Source organism: Longivirga aurantiaca (genome assembly GCF_042660085.1).
GTDB lineage: Bacteria > Actinomycetota > Actinomycetes > S36-B12 > CAIYMF01 > Longivirga > Longivirga aurantiaca.
In genome coordinates, this window is record NZ_JBHSTI010000065.1 from 1 (window position 1) to 15,285 (window position 15,285).

The window sequence follows — 15,285 nt, forward strand, 5'->3', positions numbered from 1 at the left end:
CGACGCGGTCGCCTAGAAGGCGGCCTCGTCGACGTCCATGAGGTCGTTGTCCGCGGCCTCGGCGATGGTGCGCTCGGCCGTGAGCAGCGGGAAGCGCTGCGCCGCGAAGAACTTCGCCGCAGCGATCTTGCCGGTGTAGAAGTCGCGGTCCTTGTCCGACACGTCGCCGGCGAGGGCCTCCACCGCGACAGCCGCCTGGCGCAGGAGCAGCCAGCCGATGATGAGGTCGCCGAGGCAGAGCAGCAGGCGTGTGGTGTGCTGTCCGACCTTGTAGAGCTCGGTCTTGTCCTGCTGCGACTTCATCGCGTAGCCGCCGAGCGTGCCGACGATGCCCTGCACGTCCTCGAGCGCCTTGCCCAGCATCTCGCGCTCCTTGGCGAGCTTGCCGTTGCCGGCGTCGCCCTTGGCGAAGTCCTGGATCTCGCCGCCGACGCGCGTGAGCGCCTGGAACTGGTCGCGCACCATCTTGCGGAAGAACAGGTCGAGGCCCTGGATCGCCGTGGTGCCCTCGTAGAGCGTGTCGATCTTGGAGTCGCGCATGTACTGCTCGATCGGGTAGTCCTGCAGGAAGCCCGAGCCGCCGAGCGTCTGCAGCGACTGCGTGAGCTGCTCGAACGAGCGCTCCGAGCCGACGCCCTTCACGATCGGGAGCAGCAGGTCGTTGACGCGCTCGGCGAGGTCGAGGTCGACCTCGGCGTCGCCGCCGAGCAGGTTGAGCTCGACCTGGTCCTGCCACCACGCCGTGTAGTGCACGAGAGCGCGCATGCCCTCGGCGTACGACTTCTGCAGCATGAGGCTGCGGCGGACGTCGGGGTGGTGCGTGATGGTCACGCGCGGCGCGTCCTTGTCGGCGAACTCGGCGAGGTCGCCGCCCTGCACGCGGTTCTTGGCGTACTCGAGGGCGTTCAGGTAACCGGTCGACAGCGTGGCGATCGCCTTGGTGCCCACCATCATCCGGGCGTACTCGATGACCTTGAACATCTGCGCGATGCCGTCGTGCACGTCGCCCACGAGCCAGCCGACAGCCGGCTCCTTGTCGCCGAAGGTGAGCTCGCAGGTCGTGGAGACCTTGATGCCCATCTTCTTCTCGACGTTGGTCGTGTAGACGCCGTTGCGCTCGCCGGTGAGCTCACCCGTCGCGTGGTCGAAGTGGAACTTCGGGACGACGAACAGCGAGAGGCCCTTCGTGCCGCCGCGCGCGCCCTCGGGGCGCGCGAGCACCAGGTGCACGATGTTCTCGGTCATGTCGTGCTCGGCGGAGGTGATGAACCGCTTCACGCCGGTGATGTGCCAGGTGCCGTCGGCCTGCTGCACGGCCTTGGTGCGGCCGGCGCCGACGTCGGAGCCGGCGTCGGGCTCGGTGAGCACCATGGTGGCGCCCCACTGGCGCTCGATCATGATCTGGGCGATCTTCTTCTGCTCCTCGTTGCCGAGGTGGTCGAGGATCGCGGCGAAGCCGGGGCCCGACATGTACATGAACGCCGGCGGGTTGGCGCCGAGCATGAGCTCGCTCGCGGCCCAGCGCAGCGAGGGCGGGGCGCCCGGGCCGCCGAGGTGCTTGGGCAGGTCGAGGGTCCAGAAGTGGGAGTCCATCAGCGCCTTGTACGACGCCTTGAAGCCCTCGGGCATCGTGACCGTGCAGGCGACCGGGTCGTAGACCGGCGGGGTGCGGTCGGCCTCGACGAACGACGCGGCCAGCGGGCCGGTCGCGAGGCGCTCGACCTCGACGAGGGTGTGCCGCGCGGTCTCGACGTCGAGGTCGGCGAACGGGCCGTGGCCCAGCCTGTCCTGCGCCCCGAAGACCTCGAAGAGGTTGAACTCGATGTCGCGCAGGTTGGACTTGTAGTGGCTCATGGCCCGGTCTCCCGTGTTCGGCCAGCCGGGAGCGGCTGGCGGTTACCCGTCGGTAACCCATGATGCTACCGACCGGTAACTCCCGCAAGACCACCCGGGTCACGAATCCGCTGAGAGCGCGTCGTCGCAGGTCAGAGCCCCGAGTTACTGCCCACAGTGGGGTGTTGAACGCGCCTGTAGCCCCACTTCGGGCAGTAGCTCGCGCACGGTCCAGCTCACACGGGGGTGTCGCGGCGGCGCCAGCCCGCGAGCCCGACGAGCGACAGGGCGACGGCGATGAGCAGGAGCGAGGCCAGCGGGACGACGGCGTCGCCCGTGACGGGCAGCCGCGGCGACCAGTGCAGCGGGGACAGGCCCATCAGCCATCCGGGCGCCCCCCACAGCGATCCGAACTCGCCGAGCGCCACGAACGCCACGAGCAGCCCCCACGCCAGACCCGAAGCGCGGGGGACCCACCCGAAGAGGAGCAGGACGAGGCTGGTCACGACCCAGGCGGCGGGCACCTGGGCAAGCCCCGCAACCACGATGCGCGAGATCTGCCCGGTGTCGCCGAGGGACTGCGCCGCCGCGGCACCGAGTGCGAGGCCGACCAGCAGCATCAGCGCCGCGACGCCGCACCATGCGATGACGTAGTGGCTCAGCGCCCACCGCGTGCGCGTCGTCGAGGTGGCGAGCAGAGGCTCGAGCCGGCCCTCGACCTCTTCCGAGCGCAACCGCTCGGCGGCCGATATGCCGTACGCCGCAGCGATGGCGCCGATGATCGCGACCTCCGCGCCGAGGAACCCGTCGACCAGGATGCCGGAGCCGCCGATCTTGTCGAAGAGCTCGCGCATCTCCTCCGACGTGATGAGGTCGTCGACGGTGCTGGCCAACGAACCGAGCAGCGCACCGAACACCACGAACGCGGTCGCCCATGCGATGAGCGAGCGCCCCTGCAGGCGCCACGCCAGCGACCCGATCCCGGACAGTGCTCCGCGCGCAGGCCCTCGCCGGTCCGCGCGCAGGCCCGCCCCGAGGTCGCGAGCGGCCCTCAGCCGGTAGGCGACCGCCATCAGGACCGCCGTCACCAGCAGGGGGAGGAGAAGGACCGACCAGCGATCACCGGCGTACGCGCGCAGCTGCTGGTTCCACCCGATCGGCGACAGCCACGACAGCCACGACGGGCCCGGCTCGGCGAGATCGCCGACGGCGCGCAGCCCGTAGGTCACCGCGATCACGAGGAGCCCGATCCCGCGTGCAGTCCGGGCGTTCGTCGTCAGCTGCGCGACCACTGCGCCCACGGAGGCGTACACGATGCCCGTTGCCGCCCATCCGGCACCGAACGCGAGCGATCCCACGAACGGCAGCCCGGACGCAGTGTTGGCGATGGTGGTGAGTACGCCGATGGACACGCTGGCGATGGCCGCGAGCAGGAGGGCGGCCGTCAGGGGCGCATCGCGGCCGAGGCGGCCTCCGCTGAGCAGCTCCAGCCGACCCGGTTCCTCCTCCGCCCGGGTGTGCCGGATCACCAGGAACAGCATGACGATTCCGATGATCGCGGCGCCGAACGCGGTGAGCTTGATCATCGAGAGCGCACCGATCGACTGCGGGTCGTAGACCCGGCCGTACAGCGCGACGATCGCTGCGGAGGAGTTGATCGCCTCTGCGGCGACCAGCCGCTGCTCCTCGGTCGGGTACAGGTCGACTGTCGCCGCCGCGGAGAGCCCTGCCATCCCTGCCATGCCGAGCACCCACGCCGGCACGAGGATGCGGTCGCGCCGCGCGGCCAGGCGCAGCATCGTGCCGAGGCCGGCCTGCGTGTCAGGCATCCGGTGCCGCCTCCGTCGTCGCCAGCTCGTAGTGGCCGAGGAACAGCTCCTCCAACGACGGCGGGCGGCTCTCAAGCGTGACGATCCCTGCCGCCGCGAGGTGCGACACCAGCTCGTTGAGCGCCCGAGGCTCGACGGTGCAGTGCAGCTCGTTGCCCTGATGGCGGACGTCGTGGAGCCCGTCGACGTCCTCGATGCCGTGCAACGTGTGCTCGGTGACGGCCACGACGGTCATGCGCTGCAGGTGCCGGAGGTCGGCGAGCGAGCCGGTCTCCACGGTGCGACCCGCACGGACGATCGACACGCGGTCGCACACGGCGTCGACCTCGGCGAGCACATGGCTGGACAGCAGCACTGTCCGGCCGTCGGTGCGCAGCCGCCGGACGTAGCCGCGGAAGCTCTCCTCCATCAGCGGGTCGAGGCCGCTCGTCGGCTCGTCGAGGAGGAATACCTCGGCGTCCGAGGCGAGGGCGGCGACGAGGGCGACCTTCTGGCGGTTGCCCTTCGAGTACGACCGCGACTTCTTCGTGGGGTCGAGCTCGAACATCTCGAGCAGCTCGTCACGCCGGGTCCGGTCGTGGCCGCCCTGCAGCCGCCCCATGAGGTCGATGACCTCGCCGCCGGTGAGGTTGGGCCAGAGCGCGACATCGCCCGGGACGTAGGCCAGGCGCGCGTGCAACGCGGTGCTGTCGCGCCAGGGGTCCATGCCGAGCACGACCGCTGCCCCCGCATCGGCCCGGGCCGTGCCCAGCATCACGCGCAAGGTCGTCGTCTTCCCCGCGCCGTTCGGGCCGAGGAACCCGTGCACCTCGCCGCGGCGTACCTGCAGGTCGAGGCCGTCGAGCGCCTTCGTCGTCCCGTAGTGCTTGACGAGGCCCTGGATGTCGATGACTACGTCTGTGCCCACGCGTCCTTCCTACTCCTCCATGGACGCCGATGGGGCAGCAGCAGAAACCGACGAGACGACAGGGCGATCCCGGGCCTACCGTGGTGTCGAGAGCGCGCCGTCCGGCGCCGCACCTGAGGAGGACGTCATGGCTGCCCGAATCTCTGCCGGCGTCCCCGGGATCGCCTGCGGCTGAGCCGTTCTCGCTCGCCGTACCTCCCGCTCGACCCCGGCCTCCCCGACCGCAGCCCGCGCGCACGGCGCAGCGGGCCCACCGCTGGAGCCCAGGTGTCCACTGCTGTCCCGTCCCTCGCCGATCTCGGCTGGGACCCGTCCTTCCTCCCCGATCCGTCCGACGACGACGTCCGCCCAGCGCGCGTCACGCTGCAGGGCCGCGACGTGTGGCGCGTGCACGACGGCGCAGCCGAGCACAGCGTCGGGGTCCGCGGCCGGCTGCGTGCCGAGCCCGGGTCGTTGCCCGTCGCGGGCGACTGGGTGCTGCTCGCCGGCGGTGCCGCCGACCCCGTGATCGAGGCCGTGCTGCCCCGCCGTACGACGCTCGCGCGCAAGCAGGCCGGGCAGCGCACGGTCGAGCAGGTGATCGCCGCGAACGTCGACCTGGTGCTCGTCTGCGCCCCGGCGCACTCGCTCAACGCCCGACGCCTCGAGCGCGAGCTCACCGTCGTCTGGGAGTCGGGCGCGATGCCGGTCGTGGTCGTCACGAAGTCCGACCTCCTGCACGGCGACGTCGCGCAGACGCTCGACGAGGTGCGCTCCGTCGCGATCGGGGTCGAGGTGCTCGCGGTGTCGTCGTACGACGGCGACGGCCTCGACGTCGTGCGCGCGCTCATCCCGCCCGGCGTCACCGGCGCTGCGATCGGGCCGTCGGGCGCAGGGAAGTCGACGCTCGTGAACGCGCTCGTCGGCCATGAGGTGCTGGCCACCACCGCGGTGCGCAGCGACAACCGCGGAGTACACACGACGTCGGCCCGGCACCTGGTGCCGCTGCCAGGCGGCGGCCTGGTGCTCGACACCCCGGGGATGCGCGAGCTGGTGATCTGGGCCGACGACGACGCGCTCGAGGCGACGTTCGTCGACGTCGACACGCTCGCCGCCGGCTGCCGCTTCAGCGACTGCGGCCACCACTCGGAGCCGGGGTGCGCGGTGCTCGCCGCGGTCGAGGCTGGCGAGCTCGACGAGGACCGCCTCGAGTCGTGGCGCAAGCTGCAGCGCGAGCTCGCGCACCTCGCCCGCAAGCAGGACGCACGGCTCGCCTCGGAGGAGCGCAGGCGCTGGGCCCAGCTGACGCGCGAGGGCCGCTCGCGCTCCCGCCCCTGATCGATCTGGATGCCTCGGAGGCACCTAGAGCGGACTCTCAGGCATCCAGATCGGGTGAGGCTCAGGCGGTCTGGGCGTCGGTCTCGTCGGGGACGCAGCAGAACGTGCGGCGGTAGGCGAGCGGCGAGGTGCCGCGGATCCGGCCGAAGTGGTGGCGCAGGACGGTGCCCGAGCCGAAGCCGACCTTCGTGGCGATCTCGTCGACGCCGAGGGTGGTGTCCTCGAGGAGCCTGCTCGCGGCGTCGACTCTGCGGGAGATCAGCCAGGAGTACGGCGTGGTGCCCGCCTCCTCGCGGAAGCGCCGCGCGAAGGTGCGCGGGCTCATGAGCGCATGCTGCGCCATGTCGTCGACGCCGATCTCCTCGTCGAGGTGCGCGAGCATCCAGTCGAGCGTGGGGCCGAGGCCATCCTCGCTCGTGACGGGGATGGGCAGGGCGACGTACTGCGCCTGGCCGCCGTCGCGGTGCGGCGGCACCACCATGCGCCGCGCGATCGCGTTCGCGACGCGCGAGCCGTAGTCCTGGCGCACCACGTGCAGGCAGAGGTCGATGCCGGCCGCGGTGCCCGCGCTCGTGAGGATCTGGCCGTCCTCGACGTAGAGGACGTCGGGCTGCACGTCGATCGTCGGGTAGCGCCGGGCGAAGTCCTCGACGTAGCGCCAGTGCGTCGTCGCCTTGCGCCCCTCGAGCAGTCCGGCGGCAGCGGCGACGTACGAGCCGGTGCACACGGTGAGGATGCGCGCGCCACGGGCCACGGCTGCATGCAGCGCCTCGACCACGTCGGGGGCGAGCACGAGGTCGACCCCGGGCTCCTCGTCGAGACCGAGGGCCGGGATGCAGATGATGTCCGCCGTCGCGACGCGGTCGAGCCGGTGCTCGGGCAGGAGGTCCATGCCGCCGTACGACGCGTGCACGCGCTCGTGCACCGAGGCGACGGCGAAGTCGAAGGCGGGCACGCCGTCCTCGGTGCGGTCGACGCCGAACACCTCGTAGACGACGCCGAGCTCGAACGGTGCGTACGTCTCGCCGACGAGCAGGGCGACGACGTCACGGGCGGGTGCGGCCATGGGAGGAGGATGCCGCATCACTGGCAGGAAGTCTACGTGGACTGGCTTTCCTGCCACTGGTGACAGGATCCCTACGCGAGCAGGATTACTGCCATGACCACCGCAGCGTTCCTCCTCCTCCTGCTGCTCGCGACCACCGCCCTCGCCGTGGTCGCCGTCGTCCGGGCCGTGCGCCGGGACCCCGCCCGTCACGTCCCGTGCTCCGCGTGCGACGCCTTCGCCCCCCGGTGGAACGACGGCGGCGTCGGCCGCTGGTCGGTCTGACCCGCCGCGGACCGAACCGCCCGGACACGCACCGCGTGCCCGGGCGGTCGCGCGTCAGACGACCGAGCCGTCCGGGGCCTCACCCGGGGAGGTGGTGCGTCGGACCCGTGCGGTGCGCTCGCGGCACGCGCAGAGCGTGGGCCGACGGGTACGCGGCGCCGCCTTCGTCGGCTGACACAGAGTGACGATGAGTATGGGCCGTTCGGCTGACTGGGACACAGCGAGCAGATGAGGTTCGGGGAGCGGCACCTCTATGAACAGGGATGATTACACAGAGTGAAATAGCCGAGAGAATGTGGAACTCACCGTGCGTAAGTGGTCGTCGAGGCGAAACAGTGGCCTTGCTTGAGCAAACCATGAGGTTGCGTGACGGGGACCCGCACCGCTGGCTCATGGACCAGTCCTAGGGGAAGGACGTCCATCGCATGAACATCAACGCACGAGCCCGGAGGGCCGTCGGCACCATCGCCGCCGGGACCCTTCTCGTGGCAGGCCTCGCCGCAGTGTCGGCGCCGCTCGCATCCGCTGCTCCGCCGGCACCCGTTTCGGGCGCCGTGAGCACCACCATCAACGCCAACGCCGACCTCGACGTCGCCGGTGGCGTGACCCTGGAAGACCTCTGCAAGAACGGCAACCCCGAGGTCAACTGCAACCAGTACGGCGACAAGTCGTACGTCTGGCTCTCGGGCCTGCCGGACAGCGCGGGCGTCAACGACGGAACGTACTTCTTCGCCGTGGTCGTCCCAGGGGGGCAGGGCGCGAACGCCACCGCCAACCCCAACGACGGCACGGACAAGAACCTGTCTGACACCGTCGCCGCACCGTGGACCTCCGGCGACCTGAACGCCGACGGCACGGCCGTCGGCTCGGGCGACGCCTACACCAACCGCACCTTCACCGTGACGAACGGCGTCATCAGCTACAGCGGCTCGCACACGTTCGACGACAACAAGATCCGTCTGATGCCGTACGACGACACCACGAACCCGGGCGGCGTCTACATCCTCGCGGTCTGCAAGATCGCCGGAGAGCTCGACACCGCCTTGGGCCTCCCGGGTGTGAACCCGTCGACGTGCAAGTACGACGCGTTCATGGTGCGGACGGGCGACGAGGAGCGGCCGCCGGCCGCCGACCTCACCGTGGTCAAGGACGCCGAGGGCTCGTACGACACCACGTACGCGTGGGAGATCGACAAGTCCGTGGTGGGTCCCGACGAGATCAAGAAGGTCGGCGGCAACGCCACCTTCAACTACAAGGTCGAGGTCACGCACGACGACGGCACGGTCTCGGACATCAAGGTCACCGGTGAGATCACGGTGACCAACCCCAACGACGCCGCAGTCTCCGGGGTCGACATCGACGACGTCCTCAGCGACGGCACCGTCTGCACCGTGACCGGCGGAACGGACGCGACCATCCCGGGCTCTGCGGGCGGCGAGCCCGGTGAGGCGACCTTCGCGTACGAGTGCGATCTCTCCGCGCTCCCGGCCGACGATGAGCCGCTCTCGAACGTCGTCACGGTCACCTGGCCCGACCAGGACCTCGGCGATGCCGGGTACCTGCTCGGCGGCTACGCCCAGAACATGTTCGAGGAGATCGTGTTCACCGGCACGGACGTGAACGGCTGCGTCGTGGTCGATGACTCGTTCCACCTCTCCACGGTCGCTGCTCCCGCCGGCACCGTCCTCGCCACCGTGTGCGCCGACGGCACGTCGTCCGGCGTGTCCGCGAGCAACCCGGCGGTCTCCGTCGCGTACGCGGCAGCCACCGCCACCACGCCGGGCACGTTCACCCTCACCTACGGGCGAACCGTGCCGGTCCCGACGTACGGCTGCGTGCAGTACGACAACACCGCGACGTTCACCGCCACCGATGACGACGAGGTCACGGGTGAGGACAGCGCCTCGGTGACGGTCTGCGGGCCGATCAACACGGGCGCGAAGACGATGGGCTTCTGGCAGAACAACAACGGCCAGAGGATCGTCGCCGGCGCGGGCACCCCGTCGGGCTCCACGGTCTGCAAGCTGACGCCGTTCCTGCGCGGCTACGCGCCGTTCCAGGACCTCTCGGCAACGGCTCCGTGCGGCACCGCGGTCACCTCGCTCAACGGCGGCGTGAAGACCGACACGGTCACCAGGTACGTCTACTCGGTGATCAAGGCGGCGAACGCGAGCGGTGCGTCGATGAACGCGATGCTCAAGGCGCAGATGCTGGCGACGGCGCTCGACGTCTACTTCTCCGACCCGGCCAACGGCAACCCGCTCGGCGCGCCGCAGGCACTCGGCGGAGTGACGATCGACCTGACGGCCATCTGCGCTGACGCGGCGGCCTGCTCGTCGTTCGAGGACGTCTCGTCGGCGTTCGGCGGCGCGACGTATGCCACCGTGAGCCAGCTGCTCGCGTACGCCGCGAGCCAGTCGAACCAGGGCGGCAGCTACTGGTACGAGAACGTGAAGTCCGTCCAGGAGCTGGCGAAGGACACGTTCGACGCGATCAACAACAACAAGGTGTTCGCTCCCTGATCGGGTGAGCACCTGAGTCGATAGCCGTGAAGGCCCGGATCACCTTGTGGTCCGGGCCTTCACGCTGCTGTCGTCAGGGGGTCGTGACCACCAGGCTGAAGGAGCACTTGGTGCTGCCGGACACGGTGATCGCCACCTGCGCTGCGGGGACTGCCGCGCTCATCCGCAGCACGCTCCCGCCCGTCATCGTGCCGAGGGCGTTGCCTGCCTGATCGGCAACGGTGATCACGAGGCTCGGGCAGCCGAATGTGAGCGACGTGCTCAGGTCGCCGGCGGCTGCGGCGCTGACGCGGTAGGTGAGCTTGGTCTGCTTACGGTTCAGGCTGCCCGTGAACGTCGAGGTCACGGACGTCGTCGGCGCGGGGCTGCTCGTCGGCGTCGCCGTCGGGGACGGCTCGACGGCCGTCGGCGTGGGGGACGCGGTGGCCGTCGGGGACGCGGTCGGCGTCGGGGAGGACGACGGCGACCCGCCGGTCACACCGGCCAGGGCGTCCAGGGCGTCGATGCGGCCGAAGTCCGCCTGCCCGCTGACCGGGTCGGCGCCGACGACGACGGCCGCCTCGAGCTGCGTGCCCGTCAGGGCCGGCTGTCCCGTCAGGAGCAGTCCCGCGACGCCTGCCACGAACGGCGCTGCCAGCGACGTCCCGCCGACGGTCGAGTAGCTGCTGAGCGTCGTCGTCGGAAGCCCTGCCGGGGCGGCGACGTCGACCCAGGAGCCGAAGCTGGAGTAGCCCTGCAACGGGTCGCCGGTGAGGTTCGAGGTCGCCGCGACGGCGACCACTCCGGCGAAGCCTGCGGGGTACGTGATGGCGCTGGACCCGAAGTTGCCTGCCGCCGCGACGACCAGGGCCCCCTTGCTCCTGGCGTACGCCACGGCGTGCCCGAGCGTCGTGGAGGTGGCCGTACCCGCGAAGCTCACGTTGATGATGCGTGCGCCGTTGTCCGCAGCCCAGGTGATCCCGGACGCGAGCGAGCTGTCCGATGCCGAGCCGCCGTTCGTGACCTTCACAGGCAGGATGCGGCAGCCGCCGCAGACGCCGATGACGCCGATGCCGTTGTCCGGCTTCGCGGCTATCAGCCCTGCGATGTATGTGCCGTGGCCGTCCGTGTCGACCGTGTCGGTTCCGCCCGTCAGCACGTTGCGACCCACGAGCACCTGCCCGGCCAGGTCGGTGTGGGACGCCGCGACGCCGCTGTCGACGACGGCGATCTTCACCGTGGCGCTGCCGTAGCCCACGCTCGTCCAGACCTGATCCGTGCGCGTGCGCCAGAGCCCCCACTCACCGCCTGCGATCGGTCCGGTCTTGGGGTAGTAGGGATCGTTCGGGGTCGTGGTGGCCTCGCGCTGGGTGTCCGCCTCGATGTAGGAGATGCCCCGCGCCCGAAGGAGCCCACGGCTTGCACCGGGCGGAAGCGTGGCTGCGGCGGCGTCGATGTTGTCGTACACCTTCAAGACGCGTCCGCCCGCCCCCTCGATCGCCCGGATCGCGCCGGGCGCGGAGCCGTCGTCGAAGCCGACGATGACGCGGCCGGACACCTCAACCCCCGCGTCGGCCATGGGAAGGACGGCGAGCGACCCGGCGGCCATCAGTCCGAGCGAAGCGACACCGGCGACGACACGGGTGGACGCGCGGCGGGCCGGTTCGGGGCGTGCGTGGTTCACCGACCGGGTCCTTGCGTGCGAACCGCTGAACTGCTGGGTGTGCTTCATCTCGACCTCCGTGCGGGACGTCGTCGGCGCGAGAGGAGCACCGTCGCCCGCTGCGACTGCCGTAGGAATCGGCTGCTCGCACTCTGTGTCTTGAACGGCAGGAGAGGGTCGCGGCTCCATGAGCCGACCGGGTGCTGTGGCGTGACCGGGTGCGACATCACCCGTTCGGGCCAGGCATCGGGGCGGTCTGGTCAGGACGATCGAGACACATCGGACAAGGGCCAGGCCGCCCGCGCAGACGCTGCTCGCCGTGGCGTGGCCGACGCTACGTGCGTCGACTGCGGGCGGTCACCCGCAAGGCCCAGCCGGGGCTCAGGGGAGAGCCGGGCGAGGCGTCAGACGACCCAGCCGTCGGGCAGGAACGGATCGGCCCAGGCGCCGGCGGTCGCGACCGCGACCGCGAGGAGGGCACACGCCGCCCCGATCACCACCAGGCGCACGGCGCGGCGGCCCTGCCCTCGGGCAAGCGTCACCCAGGAGGCCACGAGGAGCGCGAGCGCCACGACGACCATCGCGAGCAGGGCCCACAGCTGCCGCATCCCCCAGCCCGGTCGGCACCACGCGGTCAGCCCCACGTCGCAGGACGCGCCCCTGGAGAACGCGGCGCTGAACCAGACGAGCAGGTACGCCGGGAGCAGCAGGAGGACGAGCCCGGCGACGGTCAGCAGCACGACGGCCACGATCGACGTCGTCGAGGCGCCGTGCGGCTCCGTGGCGGTGCTCATGCGCCGACGGTAGGACTGAGCGCGCGGCCGGCGCCGGCAGCGCGGCCGGATCGAGATCGATGTCCGATGCCCGATGTCCGATGCCCGGAGAGTTGTCCGTTCGGGGGTGGGCAGCGGCCGCCAGCGGTGCCACCCTCACGGGATGAGCCCTGACGAGATCGGCACCGAGCACGCCCGTCAGGTCGGCCGGTTGTTCGACGCACTGTCGGCCACCTACGACGCCGTCGGCGTCGACTTCTTCGGCCCGATCGCCGCGGGCCTGCTCGCCGCGCTACCGCCGGCGCCCGGCGAGCACTGGCTCGACATCGGGGTCGGCCGCGGCGCGGTGCTGCTGCCTGCGGCCGACGTGATCGGCCAGGACGGCCGCGCTGTCGGCACCGACATCTCCTCCGGGATGCTCGACGTGTGCCGCGACGTGGCCGAGGCCCGCGGTCTGCCGTTCGTGGAGCTCGTGCAGGACGACGCGCAGACCCCCGCCGTGCACGGGCCGTTCGACACCGTCTCGTCCTCGCTCGTGCTGTTCTTCCTCACCGATCCGCAGTCGGCGCTGCAGGCGTGGCTCGGGCTGCTGCGTCCCGGCGGCCGGCTCGGCGTGACGACGTTCGGTGCGAACGATCCCCGCTGGGACGCCGTCGACGAGGTGTTCACGCCGTACCTCCCGCCCGACCTGCGCGATGCTCGGACGAGCGGTGCGGCCGGCCCGTTCGGATCGGATGCAGGGATGGAGGCCCTGGTGGCCGCAGCGGGCTTCACCGACGTGCGCACGGTGACCGGTGCCGTCGAGGTGCGGTTCGCCGACGCTGACCAGTGGCACGCTTTCACCTGGTCGGTCGGCCAGCGGCGGATGTGGATGGGCGTGCCCGAGGATGAGCGCGCCGCCGTGCGCGCCGAGGCCTACGCGCGGCTCGCGTCGTACGCCGACGCGGACGGGTCGGTCACGTTCGTCCAAGGTGTGCGGCACACGCTCGCCCTGCGGCCCTGACGACGGTCAGGAGCTGCGGCGCTTGGCCTTGGTGATCCGGGTGGCGACGAACATGTCGACGGCGTCGTCGGTGAGGCGCCGCCACCGGTTGCCGCCCGGGTCGTTGCTGATCTGCTGCGAGGCGAGGCCGGTGAGCAGCGCCGTCCAGAGGTCCAGTTCCTTCTGCCGGGAGGCGCCGGCCGCGGCCAGCACCTCCCGCGACCGGTCCAGCATCGCGACCGCCCCGGCGTACGACGTGGGCGACGGCTCGAAGCCGGGGATCGTGCGCAGGAAGAGCAGCTGGTAGCGCGCGGCGTCGGCGGCGCAGAAGTCGACGAAGAAGTGCGCGACGCGACGCAGCAGGTCGAGCGGTGGGCCGGTCCCGTCGACCCGGTCGGCGGCCTCGGCCATCTGCCGGTAGCCGTCGGCGAAGAGCGCGTCGTAGAGGTCGTTCTTGCTGGCGAAGTAGACGTAGAGCGACGGCGCGCGCATCCCGACGCCGGCCGCGACGTCCCCCAGCGTCCAGCCGGTCAAGCCGCGCTCGGCGGCGAGCCGCCAGGCGACCTCGAGCACCTCGCGCCGCGTCGTCTGGTGACGCTCGGCCTTGCGGTCCCGTGCTGTGCTCGCCCCTTCCACCTAACGATCGTAGGCAAACCTCTTGACGTGAGGCAATGGGGAGATCACCCTAACGTCGTTAGGAAGTACCGATCGGTCCCCGGGAGGGCACGATGAGCACGACGACCAGCGAGGTGGCGGCCGTGGACCACGACACGTGGATGGATCTGGCGACGACGGAGTATGCGCGCCTGGTCGCCCTGCTGCGCGACCTCGCGCCCGCGGACTGGGCGCGCCCGACCGACTGCACCGAGTGGGACGTGCGCGCGATGGTCGCGCACCTCGTGGGGGCGGCCGAGGGCAACGCGCGCATCCGCGAGTCGGTGCGGCAGGCGGTCGTCGGACGCCGGCGCTTCCCGCGGGAGGTGCTCGTCGACTCCATCAACTGCGTGCAGGTGGCCGACCGCGCCGACCGTGCCGCGGCCGAGCTCGTCGCCGACCTCGAAGACGCCGGCAGACGCGGGGTCGCGGCCCGCCGTCGGATCCCCGGCTTCGTGCGCGCGGTCGTCGTGCCGATGGGGCCGCCCCTCGGCACCAAGCCGGTCGGCTATCTCATGGACCGCATCTACACGCGGGACGCCTGGATGCACCGGATCGACATCGCGCGGGCGACCGGGCGCGACCCGGTAGTCACAGCCGACCACGACGGCGTTCTCGTGGCCGACCTCGTGGCCGAGTGGGCCACGCTGCACGACGAGCCGTTCGACCTCGTGCTGACGGGCCCGGCGGGACTCCGCCGCTCCCGCGGCGCGGACGGCGCGCGCCTCGAGCTCGACGCGGTCGAGTTCGCCCGGTGCGCGGCCGGTCGCGCGCCCGCTGCGGGGCTGCTCGGCGTCGCCGTCCCGTTCTGAGAGGTTCGGCGCCGGCTCGACTCCGGGCTGCTGCCAGGCGTAGCGTCGAGGCGCATCCGAGGCCGGGGGGTCGAGATGACGAGCGTTGTCGCTGGTCCGGCGTACTGCCGTGGCCCCGCCGCCCACGCCCCCCGATCCGGGTACTGGGGGCGATGCGACCGCCTTCGATCAGGTGCTCGCTGAGCCCGCGCCCCGTCGGTGCCCCGGCCGGCCGCCTTACCGGCCCCGGCACTCCCTTCCCGCAGTGATCGCGCGCCCGCGCGGCGCGCCAGGACGAGGAGCCACCATGCCCCAGATGAAGATCCAGCACGTGGCGCTGAGCGTCACCGACATCACCAAGAGCGGCCCCTGGTACGAGGAGCTGTTCGGCTTCGCGAAGGTCGCCGAGTTCGCGGAGCCTGCGCCGATGGCGATCTACATGACGCCCGAGGGCCAGGCGCTCGACCTCCGGCAGGACCCCGACGTCGCGCACGAACGCTTCACCGAGAAGCGGGTCGGTCTCGACCACCTCGCCTTCGTGTGCGCCGACAAGGCAGAGCTCGATGAGTGGACGGCGCGGATCGCGGAGCTCGGGATCGAGAACACCGGCCCCGAGGTGTCGCCGTTCGGCACGCACCTGAACTTCCGCGACCCTGACGGCATCCCGCTGGAGTTCTTCCTCCCCGCCTCCGCCTGACCGGGAAC

Annotated in this window: 13 protein-coding genes; 6 read left to right on the forward strand and 7 right to left on the reverse strand. The window is 71.2% G+C overall.

The features are described 5' to 3' along the window. Nucleotides 1-12: 12 nt before the first annotated feature. The 3 genes from ACFQGU_RS17720 to ACFQGU_RS17730 form a co-directional block, all read right to left on the reverse strand. Nucleotides 13-1,854 (reverse strand): acyl-CoA dehydrogenase, encoded by a 1,842-nt coding sequence (locus ACFQGU_RS17720; RefSeq protein ID WP_386769025.1) that lies wholly within the window; start codon nucleotides 1,852-1,854, stop codon nucleotides 13-15. A 215-nt stretch (nucleotides 1,855-2,069) separates the two neighbouring features. After that, on the reverse strand, nucleotides 2,070-3,662 hold the full coding sequence (locus ACFQGU_RS17725) for an ABC transporter permease (RefSeq protein ID WP_386769026.1): 1,593 nt from the start codon (nucleotides 3,660-3,662) through the stop codon (nucleotides 2,070-2,072). Beyond that, a complete protein-coding gene (locus ACFQGU_RS17730; RefSeq protein ID WP_386769027.1) occupies nucleotides 3,655-4,569 on the reverse strand; it encodes an ABC transporter ATP-binding protein in 915 nt (304 codons plus the stop codon). Before ACFQGU_RS17730 ends, ACFQGU_RS17725 begins: the two co-directional genes overlap by 8 nt. Before the next feature lie 267 nt (nucleotides 4,570-4,836). On the opposite strand from ACFQGU_RS17730, the gene rsgA reads away from it, so the two are divergent. Next, nucleotides 4,837-5,886 (forward strand): ribosome small subunit-dependent GTPase A, encoded by a 1,050-nt coding sequence (gene rsgA / locus ACFQGU_RS17735; RefSeq protein WP_386769028.1) that lies wholly within the window; start codon nucleotides 4,837-4,839, stop codon nucleotides 5,884-5,886. A gap of 61 nt (nucleotides 5,887-5,947) precedes the next feature. Here the strand turns inward: rsgA and ACFQGU_RS17740 are convergent, their stop codons facing one another. Continuing rightward, on the reverse strand, nucleotides 5,948-6,952 hold the full coding sequence (locus ACFQGU_RS17740) for a helix-turn-helix domain-containing protein (RefSeq protein WP_386769029.1): 1,005 nt from the start codon (nucleotides 6,950-6,952) through the stop codon (nucleotides 5,948-5,950). Between the two features lie 93 nt (nucleotides 6,953-7,045). On the opposite strand from ACFQGU_RS17740, the gene ACFQGU_RS17745 reads away from it, so the two are divergent. Together ACFQGU_RS17745 and ACFQGU_RS17750 are read left to right on the forward strand one after the other, a co-directional pair. After that, nucleotides 7,046-7,216, forward strand: a complete 171-nt coding sequence (locus tag ACFQGU_RS17745; protein ID WP_386769030.1) for a hypothetical protein — start codon at nucleotides 7,046-7,048, stop codon at nucleotides 7,214-7,216. Nucleotides 7,217-7,641: 425 nt separating this feature from the next. Then, nucleotides 7,642-9,738, forward strand: a complete 2,097-nt coding sequence (locus ACFQGU_RS17750; protein ID WP_386769031.1) for a hypothetical protein — start codon at nucleotides 7,642-7,644, stop codon at nucleotides 9,736-9,738. Between the two features lie 73 nt (nucleotides 9,739-9,811). Here the strand turns inward: ACFQGU_RS17750 and ACFQGU_RS17755 are convergent, their stop codons facing one another. Together ACFQGU_RS17755 and ACFQGU_RS17760 are read right to left on the reverse strand one after the other, a co-directional pair. Further along, complete coding sequence (locus ACFQGU_RS17755; RefSeq protein ID WP_386769032.1) at nucleotides 9,812-11,401, reverse strand: S8 family serine peptidase; 1,590 nt, start codon at nucleotides 11,399-11,401, stop codon at nucleotides 9,812-9,814. Between the two features lie 383 nt (nucleotides 11,402-11,784). Then, complete coding sequence (locus ACFQGU_RS17760; protein ID WP_386769033.1) at nucleotides 11,785-12,174, reverse strand: hypothetical protein; 390 nt, start codon at nucleotides 12,172-12,174, stop codon at nucleotides 11,785-11,787. Between the two features lie 142 nt (nucleotides 12,175-12,316). Between ACFQGU_RS17760 and ACFQGU_RS17765 the strand changes: the two genes are divergently transcribed. After that, the gene (locus ACFQGU_RS17765; protein WP_386769034.1) at nucleotides 12,317-13,156 is read left to right on the forward strand and encodes a class I SAM-dependent methyltransferase; all 840 of its coding nucleotides are present in this window, start codon (nucleotides 12,317-12,319) and stop codon (nucleotides 13,154-13,156) included. Nucleotides 13,157-13,162: 6 nt separating this feature from the next. Here the strand turns inward: ACFQGU_RS17765 and ACFQGU_RS17770 are convergent, their stop codons facing one another. Further along, nucleotides 13,163-13,771: a TetR/AcrR family transcriptional regulator gene (locus ACFQGU_RS17770; protein WP_386769035.1), complete on the reverse strand. Its 609-nt coding sequence runs from the start codon at nucleotides 13,769-13,771 to the stop codon at nucleotides 13,163-13,165. A gap of 92 nt (nucleotides 13,772-13,863) precedes the next feature. Between ACFQGU_RS17770 and ACFQGU_RS17775 the strand changes: the two genes are divergently transcribed. Then, a complete protein-coding gene (locus tag ACFQGU_RS17775; RefSeq protein ID WP_386769036.1) occupies nucleotides 13,864-14,601 on the forward strand; it encodes a maleylpyruvate isomerase family mycothiol-dependent enzyme in 738 nt (245 codons plus the stop codon). Nucleotides 14,602-14,887: 286 nt separating this feature from the next. Further along, on the forward strand, nucleotides 14,888-15,277 hold the full coding sequence (locus ACFQGU_RS17780) for a VOC family protein (protein ID WP_386769037.1): 390 nt from the start codon (nucleotides 14,888-14,890) through the stop codon (nucleotides 15,275-15,277). Nucleotides 15,278-15,285: the final 8 nt, after the last annotated feature.